The sequence below is a fragment of the Kitasatospora sp. NPDC001664 genome (assembly GCF_053596675.1).
Genome location: NZ_JBSFGS010000020.1, coordinates 54,056 through 74,467 on the forward strand (window position 1 = coordinate 54,056; position 20,412 = coordinate 74,467).

The 20,412-nt window shown below is 73.9% G+C and carries 23 protein-coding genes and 1 pseudogene; 7 read left to right on the forward strand and 17 right to left on the reverse strand.

The window, feature by feature from the left end; all coding sequences use genetic code 11:
- The 4 genes from ACWCYY_RS26315 to ACWCYY_RS26330 form a co-directional block, all read right to left on the reverse strand.
- Nucleotides 1-942, reverse strand: coding sequence for a hypothetical protein (locus tag ACWCYY_RS26315; protein WP_449797442.1), 942 nt, complete (start codon nucleotides 940-942; stop codon nucleotides 1-3).
- 181 nt (nucleotides 943-1,123) lie between these two features.
- Nucleotides 1,124-1,741, reverse strand: a complete 618-nt coding sequence (locus tag ACWCYY_RS26320) for a hypothetical protein (RefSeq protein ID WP_449797443.1) — start codon at nucleotides 1,739-1,741, stop codon at nucleotides 1,124-1,126.
- A 52-nt stretch (nucleotides 1,742-1,793) separates the two neighbouring features.
- Nucleotides 1,794-2,432 (reverse strand): GNAT family N-acetyltransferase, encoded by a 639-nt coding sequence (locus ACWCYY_RS26325; RefSeq protein ID WP_449797444.1) that lies wholly within the window; start codon nucleotides 2,430-2,432, stop codon nucleotides 1,794-1,796.
- A gap of 20 nt (nucleotides 2,433-2,452) precedes the next feature.
- Nucleotides 2,453-2,896, reverse strand: a complete 444-nt coding sequence (locus ACWCYY_RS26330; protein ID WP_345289642.1) for an ATP-binding protein — start codon at nucleotides 2,894-2,896, stop codon at nucleotides 2,453-2,455.
- 241 nt (nucleotides 2,897-3,137) lie between these two features.
- On the opposite strand from ACWCYY_RS26330, the gene ACWCYY_RS26335 reads away from it, so the two are divergent.
- A complete protein-coding gene (locus ACWCYY_RS26335; RefSeq protein WP_449797445.1) occupies nucleotides 3,138-4,487 on the forward strand; it encodes a hypothetical protein in 1,350 nt (449 codons plus the stop codon).
- A gap of 20 nt (nucleotides 4,488-4,507) precedes the next feature.
- Entirely contained in the window at nucleotides 4,508-5,104 is a 597-nt protein-coding gene (locus ACWCYY_RS26340) for a GNAT family N-acetyltransferase (protein ID WP_345289639.1), read from the forward strand.
- A 114-nt stretch (nucleotides 5,105-5,218) separates the two neighbouring features.
- Here the strand turns inward: ACWCYY_RS26340 and ligD are convergent, their stop codons facing one another.
- The 6 genes from ligD to ACWCYY_RS26370 form a co-directional block, all read right to left on the reverse strand.
- Entirely contained in the window at nucleotides 5,219-6,214 is a 996-nt protein-coding gene (ligD, locus tag ACWCYY_RS26345) for a non-homologous end-joining DNA ligase (RefSeq protein WP_345289749.1), read from the reverse strand.
- A gap of 96 nt (nucleotides 6,215-6,310) precedes the next feature.
- Complete coding sequence (locus ACWCYY_RS26350) at nucleotides 6,311-6,685, reverse strand: roadblock/LC7 domain-containing protein (RefSeq protein ID WP_345289637.1); 375 nt, start codon at nucleotides 6,683-6,685, stop codon at nucleotides 6,311-6,313.
- Between the two features lie 34 nt (nucleotides 6,686-6,719).
- On the reverse strand, nucleotides 6,720-7,127 hold the full coding sequence (locus tag ACWCYY_RS26355) for a roadblock/LC7 domain-containing protein (RefSeq protein WP_345289748.1): 408 nt from the start codon (nucleotides 7,125-7,127) through the stop codon (nucleotides 6,720-6,722).
- Between the two features lie 94 nt (nucleotides 7,128-7,221).
- Nucleotides 7,222-8,358 carry a hypothetical protein gene (locus ACWCYY_RS26360; RefSeq protein ID WP_449797446.1) on the reverse strand — a complete coding sequence of 379 codons (1,137 nt, stop codon included), beginning with the start codon at nucleotides 8,356-8,358 and terminating at the stop codon, nucleotides 7,222-7,224.
- Nucleotides 8,358-8,741, reverse strand: a complete 384-nt coding sequence (locus tag ACWCYY_RS26365; protein WP_345289635.1) for a hypothetical protein — start codon at nucleotides 8,739-8,741, stop codon at nucleotides 8,358-8,360. The genes ACWCYY_RS26360 and ACWCYY_RS26365 overlap by 1 nt, the downstream gene beginning before the upstream one ends.
- A 196-nt stretch (nucleotides 8,742-8,937) precedes the next feature.
- Nucleotides 8,938-9,372: an arsenate reductase/protein-tyrosine-phosphatase family protein gene (locus ACWCYY_RS26370; protein ID WP_449797447.1), complete on the reverse strand. Its 435-nt coding sequence runs from the start codon at nucleotides 9,370-9,372 to the stop codon at nucleotides 8,938-8,940.
- Between the two features lie 110 nt (nucleotides 9,373-9,482).
- Between ACWCYY_RS26370 and ACWCYY_RS26375 the strand changes: the two genes are divergently transcribed.
- A complete protein-coding gene (locus ACWCYY_RS26375; protein WP_449797448.1) occupies nucleotides 9,483-10,544 on the forward strand; it encodes an ATP-dependent DNA ligase in 1,062 nt (353 codons plus the stop codon).
- Nucleotides 10,545-10,551: 7 nt separating this feature from the next.
- Here ACWCYY_RS26375 and ACWCYY_RS26380 read toward each other — a convergent pair whose 3' ends face one another.
- The gene (locus ACWCYY_RS26380) at nucleotides 10,552-11,466 is read right to left on the reverse strand and encodes an aldo/keto reductase (RefSeq protein WP_449797449.1); all 915 of its coding nucleotides are present in this window, start codon (nucleotides 11,464-11,466) and stop codon (nucleotides 10,552-10,554) included.
- Nucleotides 11,467-11,536: 70 nt separating this feature from the next.
- Between ACWCYY_RS26380 and ACWCYY_RS26385 the strand changes: the two genes are divergently transcribed.
- On the forward strand, nucleotides 11,537-12,520 hold the full coding sequence (locus ACWCYY_RS26385; protein WP_345289631.1) for an ArsR/SmtB family transcription factor: 984 nt from the start codon (nucleotides 11,537-11,539) through the stop codon (nucleotides 12,518-12,520).
- Here the strand turns inward: ACWCYY_RS26385 and ACWCYY_RS26390 are convergent.
- The 5 genes from ACWCYY_RS26390 to ACWCYY_RS26410 form a co-directional block, all read right to left on the reverse strand.
- On the reverse strand, nucleotides 12,469-13,023 hold the full coding sequence (locus ACWCYY_RS26390) for an Imm21 family immunity protein (protein ID WP_449797450.1): 555 nt from the start codon (nucleotides 13,021-13,023) through the stop codon (nucleotides 12,469-12,471). The genes ACWCYY_RS26385 and ACWCYY_RS26390 overlap by 52 nt on opposite strands.
- 25 nt (nucleotides 13,024-13,048) lie before the next feature.
- Complete coding sequence (locus tag ACWCYY_RS26395; protein WP_449797451.1) at nucleotides 13,049-13,630, reverse strand: GNAT family N-acetyltransferase; 582 nt, start codon at nucleotides 13,628-13,630, stop codon at nucleotides 13,049-13,051.
- Nucleotides 13,631-13,637: 7 nt separating this feature from the next.
- A complete protein-coding gene (locus ACWCYY_RS26400) occupies nucleotides 13,638-14,363 on the reverse strand; it encodes a hypothetical protein (RefSeq protein WP_449797452.1) in 726 nt (241 codons plus the stop codon).
- A gap of 10 nt (nucleotides 14,364-14,373) precedes the next feature.
- Nucleotides 14,374-14,562: a hypothetical protein gene (locus tag ACWCYY_RS26405; protein ID WP_449797453.1), complete on the reverse strand. Its 189-nt coding sequence runs from the start codon at nucleotides 14,560-14,562 to the stop codon at nucleotides 14,374-14,376.
- A 73-nt stretch (nucleotides 14,563-14,635) separates the two neighbouring features.
- Nucleotides 14,636-15,487 carry a carbon-nitrogen hydrolase family protein gene (locus ACWCYY_RS26410; RefSeq protein WP_449797454.1) on the reverse strand — a complete coding sequence of 284 codons (852 nt, stop codon included), beginning with the start codon at nucleotides 15,485-15,487 and terminating at the stop codon, nucleotides 14,636-14,638.
- Nucleotides 15,488-15,804: 317 nt separating this feature from the next.
- Between ACWCYY_RS26410 and tdh the strand changes: the two genes are divergently transcribed.
- Together tdh and ACWCYY_RS26420 are read left to right on the forward strand one after the other, a co-directional pair.
- Nucleotides 15,805-16,833, forward strand: a complete 1,029-nt coding sequence (gene tdh, locus ACWCYY_RS26415; RefSeq protein WP_449797455.1) for an L-threonine 3-dehydrogenase — start codon at nucleotides 15,805-15,807, stop codon at nucleotides 16,831-16,833.
- A gap of 26 nt (nucleotides 16,834-16,859) precedes the next feature.
- Nucleotides 16,860-18,068 (forward strand): glycine C-acetyltransferase, encoded by a 1,209-nt coding sequence (locus ACWCYY_RS26420; protein WP_380149185.1) that lies wholly within the window; start codon nucleotides 16,860-16,862, stop codon nucleotides 18,066-18,068.
- 663 nt (nucleotides 18,069-18,731) lie between these two features.
- Here ACWCYY_RS26420 and ACWCYY_RS26425 read toward each other — a convergent pair.
- Nucleotides 18,732-19,076 (reverse strand): annotated as a pseudogene (locus tag ACWCYY_RS26425) (WXG100-like domain-containing protein); the annotation flags it as partial.
- 307 nt (nucleotides 19,077-19,383) lie between these two features.
- On the opposite strand from ACWCYY_RS26425, the gene ACWCYY_RS26430 reads away from it, so the two are divergent.
- On the forward strand, nucleotides 19,384-20,301 hold the full coding sequence (locus ACWCYY_RS26430; protein WP_380149189.1) for a LysR family transcriptional regulator: 918 nt from the start codon (nucleotides 19,384-19,386) through the stop codon (nucleotides 20,299-20,301).
- Nucleotides 20,302-20,412: the final 111 nt, after the last annotated feature.

Consider the following 20,412-nt stretch of genomic DNA (forward strand, 5'->3'; position numbering starts at 1 on the left):
CTACCCGCCCAGTGCCGCGGCCTCGTTGAGGAAGGCCTGCCGCAGGTCGGGCAGCAGGAGCTGCCGCCCGGTGAACGCGTCCTCGTAGGCGTACCACCAGAAGTAGCCGCCGACGTAGTAGTCGGGGCCGGGGGCGAGCCGGTAGGCCCAGTTCATCACGGCCCTGGCCTTGGCGAGGGTGGAGGTCCGGACCTTGTCCGGGAGGCCGACCTCGCCGAAGCCGATCAGGGCGTTCGGGTAGAGGGCGTGCAACTGCTCCACCTCGGCACGGACGGTCGCGGCCGACGGGTAGGTCGTCGGCGAGCACTGGGTGGGGTAGTAGGACAGCCAGACGTAATCCAGGCCCTCCCGCATCGCCTGCGGCACGTACTGCTGCGAGAACTGCACCGGCGTCAGCTCGGCCGCCCCGTCGCCGCAGTGGTCCGGGGCGTAGCTGTTCTCGTAGAGGGTGAGCGCGGTCCGCCCGCCGGCGGCCTCGACGGTGTCGAAGGCGGCCCGGATCTTCTGGGCGACCGAGTCGTACGGCCCGGTCCAGTCGCCGTTGACCTCGTTGCCGATCTCCCACACGTCCACGCTGTCGCCGAGGGCGTCCAGGTAGGCCTGGGCACGCTGCCGGTACGCCTCGACGCCGGTCTCGCGCAGGCCCTCGGAGTCGAGGAGCCCGCCCATCACGTAGCTGACCGTGCCGAGCCGTTCCACCGGGGTCCGGTAGTGCTCGGCGTCCACCCCGTCGTCGAAGACGACGCGGGTGGTGGGCCGGCGCGGGAGGGTCGCCTCGGCGGCGACCACCTGCTCGATGTCCTCGACATCGTCGATGGTGACGCCGAACACCGGGGACGGGAGGGCACGGTGCCCGGCCGGGGCGGCACCGGCCGGGCCGGTGGCGAGGACGGTCGTCGCGGCGAGGGTGCCGGCCAGCAGGCCGCGGACGATCGGACGCATCGGAGGGCTCCTCGGTGAGCTCGGTGACCTGCCAGGACGACCGGGCAGCGCGGACCGGCCCGTACCACGGAGTGCACACGCGAGCGCGTGCCTCGGCAAGCCGTGGGCCCCGTCCGAGGGATCACGAGCAGTCACGGCCCGGCCGAGGGACGTAGCCTGACGCGGGATCAGGGACCGACCGTCAGTCGAAGGCCACCACCAGCCGGACGTGCCGCTCGCCGTAGCGGTCCGCGAGCGCCTTCATCACGGCGAAGACGTGCTCCCACCCGGAGCCGTCGCCGAGCAGGGAGCCCGCGGTCAGGGGTTCGTACCGGCACCGGAGGCCGCCCCTGCTCCACTCGGCGGGGCGCGCACGGTCGAGGCCCGGTGGCGGCGGGCCCACCGCCTCCACCGCGTCCGCGGGCCACCGCTCGGACACCAGCCGCTGGTCGATCCGCGCGGGATGGGACGCCGCCGACCAGCTCAGCCGCCCGCTGAACACGGCGGGAGTCGCACGGGGGTCGATGCCGGCGATCTCGGCCCAGTCGACCCAGGTGGCGCCGTGCAGGTCGCCGGCCTCCAGCTGCGGTCCCAGGTCGGCCAGGCCGCTCGACACGTCCGCGGGCAGGCCGCGGCCGGCGGAAGGCGGACGGAATCCCGCGCGGTCGTGCACCCCGAAGAGGCAGCTGAACGACTCGTGGTCGTTCTGGTCGTACAGCGGCCACAGGTCCATCGCCTTGACCCAGGGTTCGCCCTCGTAGTACCCGGCGTCGACGCCGGGATGGCGGAACTCGATGCCGCCGTAGATGTCCGTGCTCATGGTCGCCCAGGCTGGTCAGGAGGGAGTCGGGCTCAGCAGGAGGGAGTCGGGCTCAGGCCTGACGCGGGATCAGGAGCGCCTCGGAGCCGATCGGGCGGAAGCCGGCGGACTGGAAGGTGCGGACGCTGTTGACGTTGCCCGGGGCCTGCTGGGCCCAGACGTGGTCGCCCTCGGGGAGGAGGTGGCGGGCGCTGAGGGCGAGGGCGCGGCCGAGGCCCTTGCCGCGGGCCTCGGGGGAGACCTCGACGGCGCACTCCCAGCGGCCGGCGACGCCGCGGCCGAGGATGAGGACGCCACCGGGGGCGGTCCAGGCACGGACGTCCTCGCGGTAGGCGAGGGCGCGGACCAGGCGGGGGTGGTCGCGGTCGGCGACGGGGGTGAGGGGGAGCGGGGGCTCGCCGGGGAGGCGGGAGCCGGCGGAGAGGAGGTCGATGGTGTCCATGCGGCGGCCGGTGCGGTCGGCGAAGCCGGCCAGGAAGTGCGGGTTCATCGGGGCGGCGAAGACGTCGGCGGGGGCGGCGGCCACGGCGGCGCGCACCCACTCCGGGTCCTGGTCGGTGAAGACCACGGCGTGCGCGCTGAAGGCGATCACCCCGGCGTCGCGCGGACTCGGCTGCGGAAGGACCGTCACCGAGCCGTCAGGGGCGGGGAACCGGCCGGCTGCGGCGGCGTCCAAGATCGTCTTGAGCATGGGGGCAGCCTAGCCCCGGACTACACGACGCCGGTCGGCACCCCCTCGGACGGGGCGCCGCGCACGGACCCGTGCAGCACCACCGCCCAGACCGTCTTGGAGCCGCCGCGCGCCACCACGCCCCAGTCGGCGGCGAGCGCCTCGACCAGCCGCATGCCCTGCCCGTGGTCGCGGACCCCGGCCGGGCGGACCACCGGGCCGCGCTCGGCCCGGCCGTCGCTGATCTCCAGCCGGCAGGAGCCGCCGAGGCGGTCCAGCTCCAGCCGGACGGGGATGCCGGAGCGGTGGCCGGGGGCGTGCAGCAGCACGTTGGTCACCAGCTCCGAGCAGATCGTCACCACGTCGTCCGCCCGCTCCGGCGTCCAGCCGTGCTCGCCGAGCACCTGCCGCACCCAGCCCCGGGCCGCCCGCGCGGCCTGCGCCTGGGCCGGGAACTCCGTCTCCCACACCTGAAGTGTCGTCATCACCGGTATCGCTCCAGTCGGTCGGGAGCGCCCGGCTCCTGTGCTTGCCCAGGGTGGCGGGCGGAGCCGGTCGGTGCGAGGGCACGGAGAGGGCATAGCGAGGGCATGCACGGGGCGGGTTCCGCCGGGAGTCGCTCGTCCGGGGGACGGACGGGCCGGGTGAGCTGCGGACTCCTCTACCGTGATCACTGTCGGCGGGCGGCAGGACAGGGCGGCCCGGGGCACGGCGGAGGGGGACACCATGGGGCGGGGAGCGCCGGGCAACGAGCTGCTCTACGCGGCCAGGATCTCCAAGGGCTGGTTCTCCCAGGAGGCCGCGGCCGCCGGGATCAGCACGGCCGGACAGCAGGTGCTCGCCAGCCGGGCGTTCCAGGTGAACGTGCGGACCTACCGGCGCTGGGAGGCCCCGGCCCCGCCCTGGCCGCGACCGGACCACGCCTCGGCGCTGCGGGCCGCGTTCGACCGCGGGCCGGAGGCGCTCGGCTTCGTGGCCAAGGGCGGAACGCCGGTGCTCCCGGTCGTCAGCTTCGGTCCGTTCTCCCCGGCCGACAGCACCGAAGACCTCGAAACGGAAGACCGGCAGGGACCATTGAACCGCCGTCAGGCTCTCAGAACGGTAGGAACGGCCGCCCTCGGCGGCCTGCCCTGGCTCGACGCGTCCCCGGTGGCCGCGCAGGACGGGGCGCGGATCGGCAGGGACGAGATCGAGGAGCTGCGGGCCACCGCGCTCGACCTCGACGCCATCGACCAGCGCTTCGGCGGCGACCTGCTCTGGCGCTCGGCCCGGGCCCAGCTGCTCCGGGTGCACGACCTGATCGACCACGCCACCTACGGCGAGCAGACCGGGCGCGAACTGCACGACATCGCGGGCCAGTTGACCACCTCGCTGGGCTGGTTCTGCTACGACGCGGAGCGTCAGACCGAGGCCCGGGTGTACTTCTCCGAGGCGCTCAACACCGCGGTCCTCTCCGGGAACGACCCGCTCGCCACCCGCACCCTGGCCAACATGGCCCGGCAGAGCGTGGACCTCGGCAAGCCCAGGGAGGCCGTCCGCTACGCCCGGATCGCCCAGGCGCACGCCGCCGAGTGGAGCGCACCGCCCCGGGTGGCGGCGCTGCTGGCGATCCGGGAGGCCCAGGGCTACGGGCGCCTGGGCAACGAGCCGGCCTGCGCCGCGGCGATCCGCCGGGCCTGGCAGGCCTTCGGCCGCGGCACCACCGACCGCGACCCGGACTGGGTGAGCTTCCTCAACGAGGCCGAACTGGTCTGCCTGGAGGGCATGTGCCGGCTCGACCTCGGCCACTACCGGCAGGCGGTACGGCTGTTGGAGCGCTCGGCGCGGCTGCAGCACATCGCGCACGCCCGCAACCGGGGCATGTGCCTGGCCCGGCTCTCCTACGCCGCGCTCCAGGACCGGGACGTGGACCGCACGGTGGCGGCCGCCCAGGAGTCGCTGCGGCTGATCGAGGGTGGTATGGCCTCGGCCCGCAACAAGCGTCAACTGTCGCTGGTACGTGAGAAACTGACGGCTCATCAGGCCCTGGCGGAGGTCAGGGACACGACGGAGCGGCTGGCGGCCTACACCGCCTGAGCCGGGCGGAGGACAGGCACGTGCACAACATCGAGTTCCGGCACCACCACGGCCAGGAGACGAAGGAGGTCCTCGACGACCTGGTCGAGGTCTACCGGGTGGTCTACGGCGTCGCACCGTACGCGGGGGACCCGTTCTTCTCGGTGGAGTCCTTCGAGGAGCGGCTGCGCGGGGCGATGGAGATGCCGGGCTTCGAGACCGTCACGGCCAGGGTGGGCGGGCGTCCGGACGGGCGGCTGGTGGGGCTGGTGCACGGGGCGACGCTGCCGGCCGAGCGGGCCTGGTGGGTCAGCCTCGGCGTGAGCCGGCCGCCGGCGGCGCTGGCCGCCGCGGCGGCCCGGGACGTCTTCTGGCTACGGGAGCTGATGGTCCTGCCGAGCCTGGCCAACCGGGGCATCGGCCGCCGCCTGCACGACGAGCTGGTCCGCCACCGCCCCGAGCGCTGGACCACCCTCACCTGCATCCACGACAACGAGCCCGCCCGCAGCGCCTACCCCCGCTGGGGCTACCAGGTGATCGGCGGCCGGATCCGGCACGCGCCCGAGTCGCCGGAGTACGACGCGATGCTGCTCCGGCCGGGCGCCGTGGCGCAGGTGAGCACCCCGCACTGCGGCTGAGGCGGCGGCCCCGGTCGGGCCCGGAGGCCGGCGGAGCCGAGGTCGACGGTCAGTGCGTGGCCGAGGGGGGACGAGCACGGCACGGCGCGGGCCGGGCGGACGGGCTCCGCCGGCTCAGTGCTTGCGGGCGCGGCTGGGCTGGACGCGGGGCGGTTCGCCCTCGGCCTTCGGGTGGTCGGGCGGGTAGGGGAGGTCGCCCGCGCCGTGGTCGGCGGCCTGACGGTCCGCCAGGGCGAGGAGGGGGTCGAGCCGGAAGGCGTGGTCGTCCAGGTCGGCGTGCAGGTCGCCGAGTTCGGCGAAGCGGGCGGGCACGGTGCGGATGGTGAAGTCGGCGGGGGAGACGGAGTCGAGCTCCTCCCAGCGCAGCGGGGCCGAGACGGTGGCCTCGGGGCGGGGGCGGACGGAGTACGGGGAGGCGATGGTGCGGTCGCGGGCCATCTGGTTGTAGTCCACGAAGATGCGCGAACCCCGTTCCTCCTTCCACCAGTTGGTGGTCACCTCGCCCGGCATCCGGTGCTCCAGCTCGCGGCCGAGCGCGATGACGGCGCGCCTGGCGTCGGCGAAGGTCCACTCGGGGACGATCGGCACGTAGACGTGCAGCCCGCGCCCGCCGGAGGTCTTCGGCCAGCCGCGCAGCCCGTGCTCCTCCAGCACCTCGCGCAGCCGGTGCGCGACGCGGACGGCGTCCGCGAAGTCGGTGCCGGGCTGCGGGTCGAGGTCGATGCGCAGCTCGTCCGGGTGCTCGGTGGCGGCGCGGCGGACCGGCCAGGGGTGGAAGGTGAGGCAGCCGAGGTTGACCGCCCAGAGCACGGCGGCGGCCTCGGTCGGGCAGATCTCGTCGGCGGTGCGGCCGCTGGGGAAGGCGATCCGGGCGGTGGGCAGCCAGTCGGGAACGTTCTTCGGGGCGCGCTTCTGGTAGAAGAACTCGCCCTCGATCCCGTCCGGGAAGCGCTGCAGGGTGGTCGGCCGTTCGCGCAGTCCGCGCAGCGCGCCGGGGGCGACCGCCAGGTAGTACTCGGCCACGTCCCGCTTGGTGTAGCCGCGCTCCGGGAAGTACACCTTGTCCGGGTTGGAGAGCCGCACCGCGCGGCCGTCCACGTCCAGTTCGATCGCCGTGCTGCTCGCCGCCATGCGCTTCACGCTAGGGGGCCCGGCCCGCCCGCGCCTGTCGGGCGGGCCGGGAGTGGCGGCCCGGTGGACGGTCCGTCAGACCTCCAGGTCGGCCTCGACGCGCTTCAGCTGGTGGCGGGCCATGGCGAGGTTGGCACGGTTCTTGTCGATCGCCAGGTAGAGGAACAGGCCCTTGCCGGAGCGGTTGGTGAGCGGCCGGATCAGGTGGTACTGGCTGCTGAGGGTGATCAGGATGTCCTCGATGGCCTCCTTGAGGCCGAGCAGCTCGATCGCGCGGACCTTGGCGCGGACCACGTCGGTGTTCCCGGCGGCGGCGACGTTGAGGTCCAGGTCGGCGCTGCCGCCCAGGGTGCCGAGGGCCATGCCGCTGGTGTAGTCGACCAGGGCGACGCCGATGGCGCCGTCGATCGAGGCCATGATGTCCTTGAGGGCGGTTTCGGTGGTGGCCACGGGGATCTCCTTGGAAGAGGGGTGAACGGGGGCGTCAGGTACGGGGGTTGCGTTCGAGGGCGAGGTCGGCCAGGTCGGCGATCCGCTGGCCGGCGCGGCGGGCCTCCAGGTGGAGGCGCCCCAGGTTGGCCTGCGGCCCGGCCAGCAGGGTGAGCACCACGTAGGCCCCGGCGGCGTAGGTGGCGGTGTAGCCGCGCTCGCCGCGGGTGATCAGTTCGCGGAACTCGCCCTGTCCGGTCGCCTCGGCCAGCCGGGCGCCGACGCCGAGCGCGGCGGCGGTCAGCGCGGCCACGCCGGAGGGTTCCAGGGTGGCGGCGTCGTGGGCCACCACCAGGCCGTCGGTGGTGGCGATCAGACTGCCGGTCAGGTGCGGGACCCGGGCGCGCAGCCCGCGCAGCTCGGCGTGCAGGCCGGGGTCGGCGAGCGCCTCGGGGTCGATCATGACGGGTGGCTTCCGGGCCGTGAACTGTCGCAAGGTGCGCTTCATGACTCGGAGGGGAGGGTCGACCGGGCGGCGGTCGGGGCGGGTGGGCAAGTCACAGTCGGGCCTCCAGGCCGGCTCGGATGCGGAGCAGCAGAGCGACGTGCGGATCTGACGGGTCGTACGCGGGGGAGGGCTGCGTGACCGGGGGCCGCCCGGGGGCCGTCGGCGTCGGCAGTGAGGTGATCACCGGGACGGCGGCCGTCGGGCGGGTGGGGGCCGGTGGCGCGGAGCGGGGCGGCGGTACCGAGGGGACCTGCCGGGCGGCGGCGGTGGGGGCCGCGGCGGTGGGGGGCACCTGGGGCGCTTGCGGCATCTGGGGGGCGGTGGGCGCCGCGGGCGCGGGGGGCGCGGTGGCCGGGTACGGGGGGACGGGGACCACGGGGACCACCGGGACCACCGGGACGACGGCGGGGGTGAGGCCGGTGACCGGGGTGGCGGTGGTGGCCGGAGCTGCGGGAACGGGGGTCTCCAGCAGGCCGACGGCCGCGAGGTGGCGCAGGTCGAGCAGGGTGGTGAAGGCGGAGCGGCCGAGCAGCAGGGCGATCTCGGACGGGGTGCGCAGCCCGTCGGCCGCCTCCAGGACGGCCCGGCGCCGCAGGGTGCAGCTGCGGGCCGGGTGGGCCGGGCCGCCGCCGGTGCGGCGGCGCAGCACCGGGCCGTGCTCGCCGGGCGGCGCGGGCCAGACCCGGTCCAGGAGCGCGCGGCGGCGGCCGACCGCCGCGCGCAGCTGGCGGACGGTCATCGGCCGGGCCAGGGTGAGCAGCGGGACCGCGGACGGGGTGAAGAACGGAGGCCGGGCGGCCGGGCCGAGGGCGAAGAAGGCGGCGTCCAACACGGCGGTGGTCAGGCAGAGTTGCAGCTCGGCGGTGGTCACCAGGCCGGCGCGGACCAGGAGTTCGCCCAGCGGACGGCCGGTGGCGGAGCAACTGCCCAGCAGTGAGGCCCACTCGGCGGAGCTGATCCGGCCGCAGCCGGTGAGCAGTGCCTCCACACCGGGGGCGGAGTGGCTCTCGGCGTAGACCACCGCGCCCTCGGCCAGGTGCACCCGGCCGTGCTCCCCGGCGAGGACCCCGGTGGCGCGGCGGGCGGCCAGCTCGGCCAGCTCGTGCTCGAAGGGGGTGGCCGGGGCGCAGCCGGAGCGGCGTCGGCGGGGCAGTCGGACGGCCTCCACGGGCCGGGTCAGCGGCATCAGTCCAGCACCAACTGGTCGGCGATGGCGGCCAGTCGGAGCCTGGCCATGGCCAGGTTGGCGCGCTCGCGGTCGAGCCGGAGGTAGAGGATCAGGCTGCTGTCGAAGTCGGTCTCCAGGAACCTGACCAGGTGGTAGGCGCCGGCCGAGCTGAGGATCAGGTCCTCGGCGGGGGCGGTACCGGCCGCGGGGTCGGTGAACGAGGTGCCCTGGGTGACGGCCCGGGCCAGCTCGGTGGCGTCCGCCGCGCCGGCCTCGTGGTCACCGCCGGGGCCCTCCCCGGCGGTGCCGAGGGCGAGTCCGCTGGTCCAGTCGACCAGGCTCACTCCGAGCGCGCCCGGCACGCCCATGGCCTCGGCAAGGCAGTCATCGATTCCCGGCACCGGGCAGCACTTCCCTCCCGCGCACCCGTCGAAGAGCACGCCTGCGGTACCGCGCTCACTCGCGGTAACCTCTGCGGGACGTAACGCTAGCCCGGCTCGGGCGGCTGCGGGAGAGGATCCGTCATACTCGTCGGGCATATGCCCGAATCTCTCCGCCGGGGCAACCGGCGTGATAGTGGGATCCTCTGATGAACGGTCAGGGGAGCAGGGCGTCCAGGGCGGCCTCGATCTCGCGCACCGTCCGGACGAAGTCGGCGGGCGTGCCGCCCCACGGGTCGAAGATGCCCGGGTCCGCCAGCTGGTGCACCGTCCGTCCGGGGCCGGCCAGCCGCCGGGTCTCGCGGGCAGTCTCCGCGTCCACCGCGATCAGCTCGTCCGCCCAGCTCACCAGCTCCGGGGTGAGCGGTGCGGCCCGGTGGGCCGAGAGGTCGTAACCGAGCCGGGCCATGGTCTCGACCATCAGCGGGTCGGCGGGTTCGCCCGTGTGCCAGTGGGTGGTGCCGGCCGAGCGGACCTCGGGGCGGTCGGGAGAGCGGGCCGCCAGGATCGCGGCGGCGGCCGGGCTGCGGCAGATGTTGCCCTTGCAGACCACCAGGACGCGGCGGCGGGGGCGTGACGGTTCGTCGGCCATCGGTGGCCACCCTCCCGTGTTCGTGCTCCGACTCCCCGTACACAGAGCATATCCGCCCGCCCGGCCGTACCCCACGGGCGGCGCGGCTGACGGGGCGCCAGGATCGGGGCATGGAGCTGCCCGTGATGCCGCCGGTCTCGCCGATGCTGGCGAAGGCGGTGACGAAGATCCCCGAAGGCATGCAGTACGAGGCCAAGTGGGACGGCTTCCGCGCGGTCGTCTTCCGCGACGGCGAGGACGTGGAGATCGGCAGCCGCACGGGCAAACCGCTGACCAGGTACTTCCCCGAGGTGGTGGAAGCGGTGCGGGCCGAGCTGCCGCGGCGCTGCGTGCTGGACGGCGAGATCGTCATCGCCCATGACGGGCGGCTCCACTTCGAGGAACTGCTGGAACGCATCCACCCGGCGGCCTCCCGGGTGCGGACGCTGGCCGAGCGCACCCCCGCCTCCTTCGTGGCCTTCGACCTGCTGGCACTGGGGGACGAGGCCTACGACGGGCGGCCCCTGACGGAGCGACGGGCAGCGCTGGAGCGGGCGCTGGCAGGGGTGCGGCCGCCGGTCCACCTCGCCCCGGCCACCACCGAGGTGGAGGTGGCGCGGCGCTGGTTCGGCCAGTTCGAGGGGGCCGGGCTGGACGGAGTGGTGGCCAAGCCGCTCGACCAGCCGTACCAGCCGGGGGCCCGGTCGATGTACAAGATCAAGCACTCCCGGACGGCCGACTGCGTGCTGGCCGGCTACCGCGAGCACAAGAGCGGACCGGTGGTCGGCTCCCTGCTGCTCGGCCTCCACGACGCGGACGGGCAGCTCCAGCACGTGGGCGTCTGCGCCTCGTTCCCGATGAAACGCCGGGCCGAACTGGTCGACGAACTGGCCGAGTTGAGGCTGGACGAGGGCGCCGACCACCCCTGGGCGGCCTGGCGCGACGAGAGCGCCCAAGCCGCGGCCCGGCTCCCCGGCGGCCAGAGCCGCTGGACCGGCGGGAAGGACCTCTCCTGGGTGCCGCTGCGCCCGGAACGCGTCTGCGAGGTCGGCTACGACCACATGGAGGGCACCCGCTTCCGCCACACCACCCAGTTCAAGCGCTGGCGCCCGGACCGGGATCCGCAGTCCTGCACCTACGCGCAGCTGGAGGAGCCGGTGGGCTACGACCTCGCGGACGTGCTGCGCGGCTGACGGCGGCTCAGCCCGTGGTGTGCGCTGCGGAGCCCAGCGCCGCGAGCTCCTCCGGGCCGAGTCGGAGGGCGCCGGCGGCGACGTTCTGCGCGAGGTGGCCGAGGTCGCCGGTGCCGGGGATGGCGAGCACGTGCGGGCCCCGGTGCAGGGTCCAGGCCAGCCGCACCTGCGCGGGGCTCACGCCGTGGGCGCGGGCGACTGCGCGCACGGCGCCGCCGTGCTCCGCGGTGGCACCGTCCGCGCCGGTGGCACCGGCGGTGCGGCCCCGGCCGGCGATGGAGTAGAAGGGCACGAAGGCGATGCCCAGCTCGCCGCAGGTCCGGACGAGCTCCTCTTGCTCGGGGGAGGCGCCGATCCCGTACATGTTCTGCACGCAGACCACCGGCGCGACGGCCCGTGCCTCGGCGAGCTGGTGGGGATGGACGTTGGACAGGCCGAGGTGGCGGATCAGCCCGGCGGCACGCAACTCGGCGAGCGCGCCGAAGCGTTCGGCGACGGAGCCGGTGCCGACGACGCGCAGGTTCACCACGTCCAGGTGGTCGCGGCCGAGCTGGCGCAGGTTCTCCTCGACCTGGCCGCGCAGCTGCCCGGGGGTCGCGTGCGGGAGCCAGTGGCCGGCCGGGTCACGGCCCGGGCCGACCTTGGTGGCGATCACCAGGTCATCCGGGTAGGGGGCCAGGGCCTGGTGGATCAGCTGGTTGGCGGAGAGGAGGCAGGAGAAGTAGAAGGCGGCGGTGTCGAGGTGGTTGACGCCGAGCTCGACCGCCCGGCGCAGCACCGCGAGCGCGTCGGCCCGGTCGCGGGGGACGGCCTCGGGCAGCAGGGCTTCTCCGTGCTGGGGCAGCCGCATGGTGCCGAAGCCGATCCGGCGGACGGTGCGGTCGCCGAGCTGCCAGGTGGTGGGGACGGTGCGTGAGGTCATGGCGGAATGATCGGTACGGGCCGGACGGCCGGGCCACTGGTTAAGGTATGTCCGAATCCAACGGGGGTGTGTGGTGGCGGAGCTGGCGTTCACGGCGGACGACCTGGCGCAGGTGCGGTTCGCCGTCTCGCCGATGTGGGAGGTGGCTCCCGGCTTCCGGCTGCTGCTGTCGGGCACCGGGCACCCGGTCCACCGGCCCTGGGTCGAGCAGGTACGGCCACGCGTGCTCGAGGCCGGACTGGACCGCGGCTGGCTCGCCGAGCTGATCGGGCCGTCCGGCTACGTGCCCGACTTCCTCAATCCGGCCCCCGCCGGGCCCGCACCCGAGCCGTCGGCGGAGTGGGAGGCCATCGCGGCCACGCCCGCCGACCGGGTGCGCGAGGACCTCGACCACCTGGCCCGCCACCAGGGGCACCTCGGCCCGCGGCTGGCGAGCCTCCGTGCCGACCCGGACGCCCGACTGGTCAAGCTCGCCCGGGAGTTGGAGACGTTCTGGGAGCTGGCGCTCGCCCCGTTCTGGGCGCGGATCAGGGCCGTCCTGGACGCGGACGTCTCCCACCGGGCCCGCACGGTCGCCGAGCACGGGGCGGCGCGCCTGTTCAACGACCTCCACAGCGAGGTGAGTTGGGACGAGGGTGCGCTCCGGATGGCACGGCGCAAGCGGGACATGCCCCGACGGATCGCGGGTGAGGGGTTGCTGCTGATCCCCTCCGCCTTCACCGGGCCCGGTCTGCGCACCCGGGTGCGGCCGCCGGACCCGCCCCAACTCGCCTACCCGGCACGCGGTGTCGGCACCCTGTGGGAGACGCGTGCCACGGCCGGCGCTCTGGCCGCCGTCCTCGGCCGCTCGCGCACCCGGCTGCTCACCGAACTGGCCGCCCCGGCCTCCACCACCGACCTCGCCCGCCGCACCGGCCTCTCCCCCGCCGGGGTCTCCCAGTACCTGACCGCCCTGCGTGACGCGGGCCTGGTCAGCGCCCACCGCGCCGGCCGCTCCGTCCTCTACGCCCGCACCGCCGTAGCGGAGACCCTCCTGGAGGCGGCCTCGGACTGACGCCCGGCGGGGGCGAGCGGGAGCAGGCGCTCCAGGTAGAAGGCGGATTCGGGATCGGGCTCGACGAGGAGGGACTGCACCAGGTAGCGCCCGGCGGGGAGTTCGATGCGGACGAGCTCCGGTGACTGCTGCGTCTCGTCGAGGCCGAGGATCCGCTCGCCGTCGTAGCCCGCGTCCGTCAGCACGTACCTGCCGCCGAGCTCGACCGTGACGGCATCCTCCCAGGCCCCGCCGGCCAGGGCGGGTTCCAGGGCGGAGCGCAGGGAGCCGTCGTCGTCGGCGTAGATCCAGCGCGCGAACACGAGGTTGTCGGGGAACCAGGCGATCGGGAGCGGTTCGCCGCCGAGGACGAGCACGTCGTGGCCCGCGAAGCGGACCGCTTCCGCGTACTCGCCGATGACGTCGTCCGCCTCCGCCCCGGTCCATTCGGAGACCAGGTGTTCGGGGAGGAGGGCGTAGCGTGCGAAGTCGGTGCGGTCGATCCAGGTCAGCGGCAGGCTCATGCGGTCATGGTGCCAGCCGGGGGTGTCAGCTCCGGGCGGCGCCGTCGGTCAGGATCGGGAGCTGATCGCGGGTCAGGCGCCAGTGGCGGTCCTCGCCGGTGTCGGCGGGGGCGAGCTTCTCGGCGGGGCGGGTGCCGAGGTCGGTGAAGCCGAGGCGGGCGGGGACGGCGCCGCTGGCGGTGTTGGCGGGGTCGTGGACGATCTCGACGTAGGCGACCCGGGGGTCGCTGCGGAAGGCCTCCAGGGTGAGGGCGCGGGCGGTGCGGGTGACCAGGCCGCGGCCGGTGGCGTCGGGGTGCAGCCAGTAGCCGATCTCGCGGCGCTCGGCCGGGTCGCCCTCGCGGAGGAAGAAGCCGGAGGAGCCGACGATCGCGCCGTCCAGCACGATGGCGTAGGTGTGGTCGGTGCCCGAGGCCCACTTCTCCGCGCGGGAGCCGAGGAAGTCCGTGGTGCTCTCCGGGGTGCGGTCCGAGGCCCAGGGCATCCACGGGACGAGGTGCTCCCGGGCCTCCTCGATCACCTGCAGCAGCTCGTCGAGGTCGCCGGGCTCGTAGGCGCGCAGGGTCAGTTCGTCGTCGACGCGGATCACGCGCTGGGGGGTCTCCATCAGCAGATCATGGTCGGACGGCGGTGGTCACGCCAAACGGATTTCCGCCGGCCGCCGCGAGCACCTTCCGGTAGTCGGTGAACGCGGCCCACCAGGTGCTGGTGTCCTCGGGGTCGTCGTCCGGAGAGGTGGTGCGCCAGCAGACGTTGGTCTCCAGGAACAGTTCCTCGCCCGGTCGCAGCTCGGGCAGCACCCAGGCGAAGCCCGGTGCGTGCCACAGGTACTCGACGCCCCAGCGGTCGACGTGCTTGTACTCCCACACCTCGTCGAGCAGTTCGGACCAGCGCCGGGGCACTCCGTGCCGGGGCGGCTCGGCCCGTTGGCAAAGCAGCTCCTCGTCGGGGGTCGCGATGGTCATGGCGAGCCCCGGGGCGGCGACGCCGATCGCTGCGGAGGACTGGGTGCCCTCGTAGTCGGTCTCGGCGCCCTCGGGCAGCCCGGCCAGGGCGGAGGTGAGGCGGAGCCGGTCGAGCGGCTGACGGGCGGTCACCCGCCAGACCGTGCCCCAGCAGACGTCGACCGGGAGGAGGTAGTCGAGCCCGCCCGGGTTGTCCTCGAAGCGGGTGAGCAGCAGCTGCACCTCGGCGGCCCGGTCGTTCCAGCGCGCGACCAGGCCGCCGTCGGGCAGGGCTCGGCACTCGTCCGGGACGGCGGGCAGCCGTCGGCGGCCGACCTCGACGGAGAAGCCGAACGGTCCCAGCGGGGTGCTGAGGGAGGGGGCGGAAGCGGTCACCGGCCCGAGGCTACGTCAGGGTGTAGCTCCAGGTGCCGACGGGGCGGTGGGTGGAGTCGGTGAGGGTCTCCTGGACTCCGGGCTCCAGGGGGTAGTGGTGGAGGTTGCCGGCCCAGTAGCGGAGGATGCGGCCGAGTTCGGCATGGGCGTCGGCGAGGACGGCGGGGTCGGTCAGGTCGACTTCGAGGACGAATCGCATGCCTTCGAGTCTTCCATTGAACTTCGCAGTGAAGGTTCTGGTGGACGGAGTAGGGAAGAAAGGGTCGGAAGTCTCAAAGGGCGGCGGAGGTCCGGGGGAGGACCGGGGCGCTCAGGGAGGGGTCGATCAGGACCGGGTCCTCCTCGCGGGCGGCGGCGAGGACAGCCGGGTCGAGGGTGGCGGTGACGACGGCGGGGGTGTCGGCGGCCTCGGTGAGGAGGGTGCCGTCGGGGTTCCAGACGGCGCTGCCGCCGCAGCCGTGGTACGGGCCGCTGACCGCGCAGTGGTTGGCGAGCAGGACGTAGCTGGTGTTGTCGAGGGCGCGGGCCGGCATCACGGCGGTGCGCTGGTGGGCGCCGCTGCCGCGGCCGAGCATGGCGCCGACCAGGTAGGCGTGGGCGCCGTCGAGGGCGGCGGCGCGGGCGTGCTCGGGGAAGCCCATGTCCCAGCAGATGCCGAGGCCCAGGCGCCAGCCGTCGAGGTCGAGGGTGCAGCCGTGGGTGCCGGGGGAGAAGCCGGCGGCGCGCTCGTTGGGGGTCGAGTGCTGCTTGTCGTACTGGGTGACGAAGCGTCCGTCGCGGCCCAACACCAGGACGGAGATGCGGAGTTGGCCGGTCTCCTGGTGGCGGGTGGGGCCGCCGACCACCACGCCGGTGCCGGTCTCGGCGCAGGCGGCGGCCAGCGGGTCGAGCCGGGGGTCGTCCTGGCGGACGGTCAGGGCGTCGGGGGCGGCGGTGATGCCGGGGAGCTCGTAGCCGGTGAGGAAGAGCTCGGGCAGGACCAGCAGGCGCGAGCCCTCCGAAGCGGCCCGGCGGACCAGCCCGGCGGCGGTGGCGACGTTGGCCGGGACGTCCAGCGGGACGCAGGGGGCCTGGCCGGCGCTCAGGGTGAGGGGGAGGGAGGGCAGCTCGCGGAGATCATCCATGGACCGCCAACCTAGCAGGAGAAGTAAGGGTAGAGAAGGGGCTGCGGGTGCTACCGATGCGGGCGGCGGGGACCTGACGGAGTGGCAGGAGGAGTACGGCGTCCGGGTGATCCCCGGCACGGCGGGGCCCTGCGGCAGCGCACCTCGGGCACGATCGTGAAGCCGAGCTGTGGCGGGCGTTAAGAATTCCTCGATGGACTCCAGTACCGCTCAGCAGGCAGATTGCACAGTGCCCGCGCGGCCCCGGCGACCACAGCCGTGCTCCGGCCGCACCGGCACGCCCGCATCCGTCCCACCGTGCGTCAGGAGCCGTCGCCGTGAAGGCACTCGTCAAGCAGAAGGCCGAGCCCGGGCTCTGGCTGACCGACGTCCCCATGCCCGAGATCGGCCCCACCGACGTGCTGATCAAGGTGCTGCGGACCGGGATCTGCGGCACCGACCTGCACATCCGCAAGTGGGACGGCTGGGCGCAGCAGACCATCAAGACCCCGATGACGATCGGTCACGAGTTCGTCGGCGAGGTGGCCGAGATCGGCGCGGGCGTCACCGACGTCGCCGTCGGCGACCTGGTCAGCGGCGAGGGCCACCTGGTCTGCGGCAAGTGCCGCAACTGTCTGGCCGGCCGCCGCCACCTCTGCCGCAACACCATCGGCCTGGGCGTCAACCGGGACGGTGCCTTCGCCGAGTACGTCGCGCTGCCCGCCTCCAACGTCTGGGTGCACCGGGTGCCGGTCGACCTGGACGTGGCCGCCATCTTCGACCCGTTCGGCAACGCGGTGCACACCGCGCTCTCCTTCCCGATGGTCGGCGAGGACGTGCTGGTCACCGGCGCGGGCCCGATCGGCATCATGGCCGCCGCCGTCGCCAAGCACGCCGGCGCCCGCAACGTGGTGATCACCGACGTCTCCCCGTACCGCCTGGACCTGGCGCGCAAGGTCGGCGTCACGCTGGCGCTGAACGTCGCGGAGCACACCATCGAGGAGGGGCAGAAGCAGCTCGGCATGCGCGAGGGCTTCGACGTGGGCCTGGAGATGTCCGGCCGCCCCGAGGCGATGCAGTCGATGATCGCCAACATGACGCACGGCGGGAAGATCGCCATGCTCGGCCTGCCGGCCGAGGACTTCGCGGTGGACTGGGCCCGGATCGTCACCTCGATGATCACCATCAAGGGCATCTACGGCCGCGAGATGTTCGAGACCTGGTACGCGATGTCGGTCCTGCTGGAGGGCGGCCTCGACCTCAGCCCCGTGATCACCGGCCGGTACGCGGCCACCGACTTCGAGGCGGCGTTCGACGAGGCGGCCGGCGGCCGCTGCGGCAAGATCATCCTCGACTGGACCGTCTGACCACCTCTCAGGTTTTAGGAGCCCCCGTGTTCGACAACGTCCGCAGCGACATCGCCGCCACCCTGGACGAGATCCGCGAGGCCGGCCTGTTCAAGCCGGAGCGGGTCATCGGTACCCCGCAGAACGCCGCCGTGAAGGTGACCGGCGGCGCCGAGGTGCTGAACTTCTGCGCCAACAACTACCTCGGCCTGGCCGACCACCCGGCCGTGCTCGCCTCGGCCAAGGAAGCGCTGGACCGCTGGGGCTACGGCATGGCCTCGGTCCGCTTCATCTGCGGCACCCAGGACGTGCACAAGCAGCTCGAGGACCGCCTCTCGGCCTTCCTCGGCCAGGAGGACACCATCCTCTACTCCTCCTGCTTCGACGCCAACGGCGGTGTCTTCGAGACCCTGCTGGACGACCGGGACGCCGTCATCTCCGACGCGCTCAACCACGCCAGCATCATCGACGGCATCCGCCTCTCCAAGGCCCGCCGCCACCGCTACGCCAACCGCGACCTGGCCGACCTGGAGAAGCAGCTCCAGGACACCCAGGACGCCCGCCGCCGGCTGATCGTCACCGACGGCGTGTTCTCGATGGACGGCTACATCGCCCCGCTGCGCGAGATCTGCGACCTGGCGGACCGTTACGACGCGATGGTCATGGTCGACGACTCACACGCCGTCGGCTTCGTCGGCGCCAACGGAGCCGGCACGCCCGAGCTGCACGGGGTCCGGGACCGGATCGACATCATCACCGGGACGCTCGGCAAGGCGCTCGGTGGTGCCTCCGGCGGGTACGTCTCGGCGCGCGCCGAGATTGTTGCGCTTCTGCGCCAGCGCAGCCGCCCGTATCTGTTCTCCAACTCCCTGGCGCCCGTGATTGCCGCCGCCAGCCTGACCGTGCTGGACCTGATTGAGCATTCCGGGGACCTGCGAGACCGGCTGGCCGCCAACACCGCGCTGTTCCGCGGCCGGATGACCGACGCCGGCTTCGACGTTCTTCCCGGCACCCACCCGATTGCCCCCGTCATGATTGGAGACGCGGCCCAGGCTGGTCGGCTGGCCGAGCTGCTGCTGGACCGGGGCGTTTACGTGATCGGCTTCTCGTTCCCCGTCGTTCCGCACGGGCAGGCCCGCATTCGGGTTCAGCTTTCCGCCGCGCACTCCACCGAGGACGTTGAGCGAGCCGTTGCCGCCTTCGTGGACGCCCGCGCCGCCCTTGCCGCCGAGCAGGCCGCCCAGCCGGGGGCGTAGCGCGTCGAAGGCCGCCAGGCCGGGGTCCCGCTGGCCACCGCCGGAGGGACCCCCGGCCGCACCGGCCGGGGCGGTGCCGGTCGTGCTGCCCGCGCCGACGCCCAGGCCGGCCAGCCGGGGGCTGCCCGGCGCGGCGCCGAAGCCGCCGGCCAGCTGGGCGTAGCCGCCGTTCATGGACTGGGTCTGGGAGTCCTCGTTCTCGGTGAGGTTCCTGACCACCGTGTCCATCTTGTCCGCGGTGCCGGTGAAGGAGCCGAGGATCCGCTTGAGGACCTCGGTGCCGATCGTCTTCACCACCTGCTCGGCGATGGCGACGGCCAGCTTGCCGAAGGCGTCCGAGGGGTTGCCGACGTCCAGGCCCTGCACGACGGAGCGGAACGAGGTGCCGGCGGAGTCCAGGTCCTCGGCGTGCCGCCGCAGCACCGTGGCGCAGGCCGCCATCGCGGTCGGGTCCACCCGGAAGCCGCTGCCGGTGCCGGTGCTCCCGCCGGGGTTGAGCACCTTGGCCACCACCAGCTCCGCCAGGTCGGCGATCGGCTTGGCCAGCGCCTGGGCGAGCTGCTGCACCGCCTCGTCCAGCAGCCGCGCGATGATCTCCCGGCCCATCGCGATGATTGCCGCGGTGCTCAGCCCGAAGGTGGCCGAGGAGGCGGCCAACTGCGCCTGGATGTTGATCAGTTGGACGATGGTCTGGCCCTTGCATATCTCGATCACCAGGGCCGCGCCCTTGAGCGCGGTGGCCACCGCCTCGCAGCCGTCCACCACCATGCCGGAGTACTTGGAGATGGTCTGCCAGAGCGCGGCCAGCTGATCGGCGGAGGAGCCCTGGTAGACCTCGGCGAGCTCGGCCAGCGCCTTGTCCCCGGCCATCTGGACGCTGTCCAGGGTGGAGGCCAACTTGGTGAGCTGGTTGGCCAGTTCGATCAGCTCGTCCTCGTTGGCCCCGGGCCAGTTGAGGCCGAGCAGTCGCATGACGGTCTGAAGCTCGCCCGGTATGTCGATGGCCATGGATGCTGCCCCCCAGCTGCTCTCCGTGCACGGTCGGTCGGTGCGCGGTGGTACGCGTCCGATCGCGGGTTGTGACGATACACACCGGCGCCGGTCCCCACTACCGGGTCACGGCGACGGGTTTCGCGGGACGATTCTGGCAGTGTCCGCCGACAACTGAGTACCCGTCAGGTGGTCACGGAACCGCCCGCGGTTGGTAACGAAGATCACGTGGTGGCGGGGCGGGTGGTGCGCACGCGACGGCCGGGAGGGACGGGCGCCGCGCGGACCGGCGGGAGCGTGCGCTCGGCGCTGGCAGAATGGCGGTGTGATCGACGCAAGACGGTTGCGGACCCTCCGGGCCGTGGCCGACCACCGGACGGTGACGGCCGCCGCGGCCGCGCTCTACCTGACCCCCTCCGCCGTCTCCCAGCAGCTCGCCGCGCTGGAGCAGGAGACCGGACACCACCTGCTGGCCCGGGAGGGCCGCGGAGTGCGGCTCACCGCCGCCGGTGAGATCCTGCTGCTCCACGCCGACCTGGTGCTCGCCCAACTGGAGCGTGCCGAGGCCGACCTGGCCGCCTACCAGCAGGGCGCGGCCGGCGAGGTCACGGTCGCCGCCTTCGCCACCGGCATCGCCCTGGTGCTCGCCCCCGCCATCGCCGACCTGGCCACGGCCGCACCGGGCGTGCGGCTGCGGGTGCTGGACGCGGAGGGCGACGCCAGCCTGCCCATGGTGCTGGACGGCCGGGCCGACATCGCGCTCGCCGTCGAGTACCGGGGCGCGCCGCGCGCCGACGACCAGCGGCTGACCAGGGTGCCGCTGTACGCCGAGCCCTTCGAGGCGGTGCTCCCGCTCGGCCACCCGCTGGCCGAGGGCACCGGCCCGGTCCCGGTGGCCGAGCTCGCCACCGAACCGTGGATCGGCCCCTACCCCGGCAACCCCTGCCACGACGTGGTCCTGCTGGCCTGCGAGTACGCGGGTTTCCAGCCCCGCCTGGTGCACTCCTCCGACGACTTCCGCGCCGTGGTCGCGCTCGCCTCGGCCGGGGCCGGGGTGGCCCTGGTGCCGCGCTCCGCGCTGCGCGGGGTGGACCTGGAGGCGGTCGAGGTCCGGCCGGTGGACAGCGCGCTGGCCACCCGCAAGGTGTTCGCGGCGGTGCGGACCGGCGCGGAGCGCCACCCGCTGGTGCAGCCGGTGCTGGCCGCGCTGACCACCGCGGCGGCGGGGCTCGGGACGGACTGACGGTCCGTCGGGCGGTCCTCGGACGGCGGGGCGGCGAGACGGCGGGGCGGTGGGACGGTGGGACGGTGGGGCAGCCGGGGCATCGGGCCGGGCCGCTTCGGGGCCCGGTCA

Excerpts from the sequence above, each read along its gene's own strand:
- ACWCYY_RS26315 (WP_449797442.1), bottom strand. The coding sequence starts at position 942 with ATGCGTCCGATCGTCCGCGGCCTGCTGGCCGGCACCCTCGCCGCGACG.
- ACWCYY_RS26320 (WP_449797443.1), bottom strand. The coding sequence starts at position 1,741 with ATGAGCACGGACATCTACGGCGGCATCGAGTTCCGCCATCCCGGCGTC.
- ACWCYY_RS26325 (WP_449797444.1), bottom strand. The coding sequence starts at position 2,432 with ATGCTCAAGACGATCTTGGACGCCGCCGCAGCCGGCCGGTTCCCCGCC.
- ACWCYY_RS26330 (WP_345289642.1), bottom strand. The coding sequence starts at position 2,896 with ATGACGACACTTCAGGTGTGGGAGACGGAGTTCCCGGCCCAGGCGCAG.
- ACWCYY_RS26335 (WP_449797445.1), top strand. The coding sequence starts at position 3,138 with ATGGGGCGGGGAGCGCCGGGCAACGAGCTGCTCTACGCGGCCAGGATC.
- ACWCYY_RS26355 (WP_345289748.1), bottom strand. The coding sequence starts at position 7,127 with ATGATCGACCCCGAGGCGCTCGCCGACCCCGGCCTGCACGCCGAGCTG.
- ACWCYY_RS26360 (WP_449797446.1), bottom strand. The coding sequence starts at position 8,358 with ATGCCGCTGACCCGGCCCGTGGAGGCCGTCCGACTGCCCCGCCGACGC.
- ACWCYY_RS26370 (WP_449797447.1), bottom strand. The coding sequence starts at position 9,372 with ATGGCCGACGAACCGTCACGCCCCCGCCGCCGCGTCCTGGTGGTCTGC.
- ACWCYY_RS26375 (WP_449797448.1), top strand. The coding sequence starts at position 9,483 with ATGGAGCTGCCCGTGATGCCGCCGGTCTCGCCGATGCTGGCGAAGGCG.
- ACWCYY_RS26380 (WP_449797449.1), bottom strand. The coding sequence starts at position 11,466 with ATGACCTCACGCACCGTCCCCACCACCTGGCAGCTCGGCGACCGCACC.
- ACWCYY_RS26390 (WP_449797450.1), bottom strand. The coding sequence starts at position 13,023 with ATGAGCCTGCCGCTGACCTGGATCGACCGCACCGACTTCGCACGCTAC.
- ACWCYY_RS26395 (WP_449797451.1), bottom strand. The coding sequence starts at position 13,630 with ATGGAGACCCCCCAGCGCGTGATCCGCGTCGACGACGAACTGACCCTG.
- ACWCYY_RS26405 (WP_449797453.1), bottom strand. The coding sequence starts at position 14,562 with ATGCGATTCGTCCTCGAAGTCGACCTGACCGACCCCGCCGTCCTCGCC.
- ACWCYY_RS26410 (WP_449797454.1), bottom strand. The coding sequence starts at position 15,487 with ATGGATGATCTCCGCGAGCTGCCCTCCCTCCCCCTCACCCTGAGCGCC.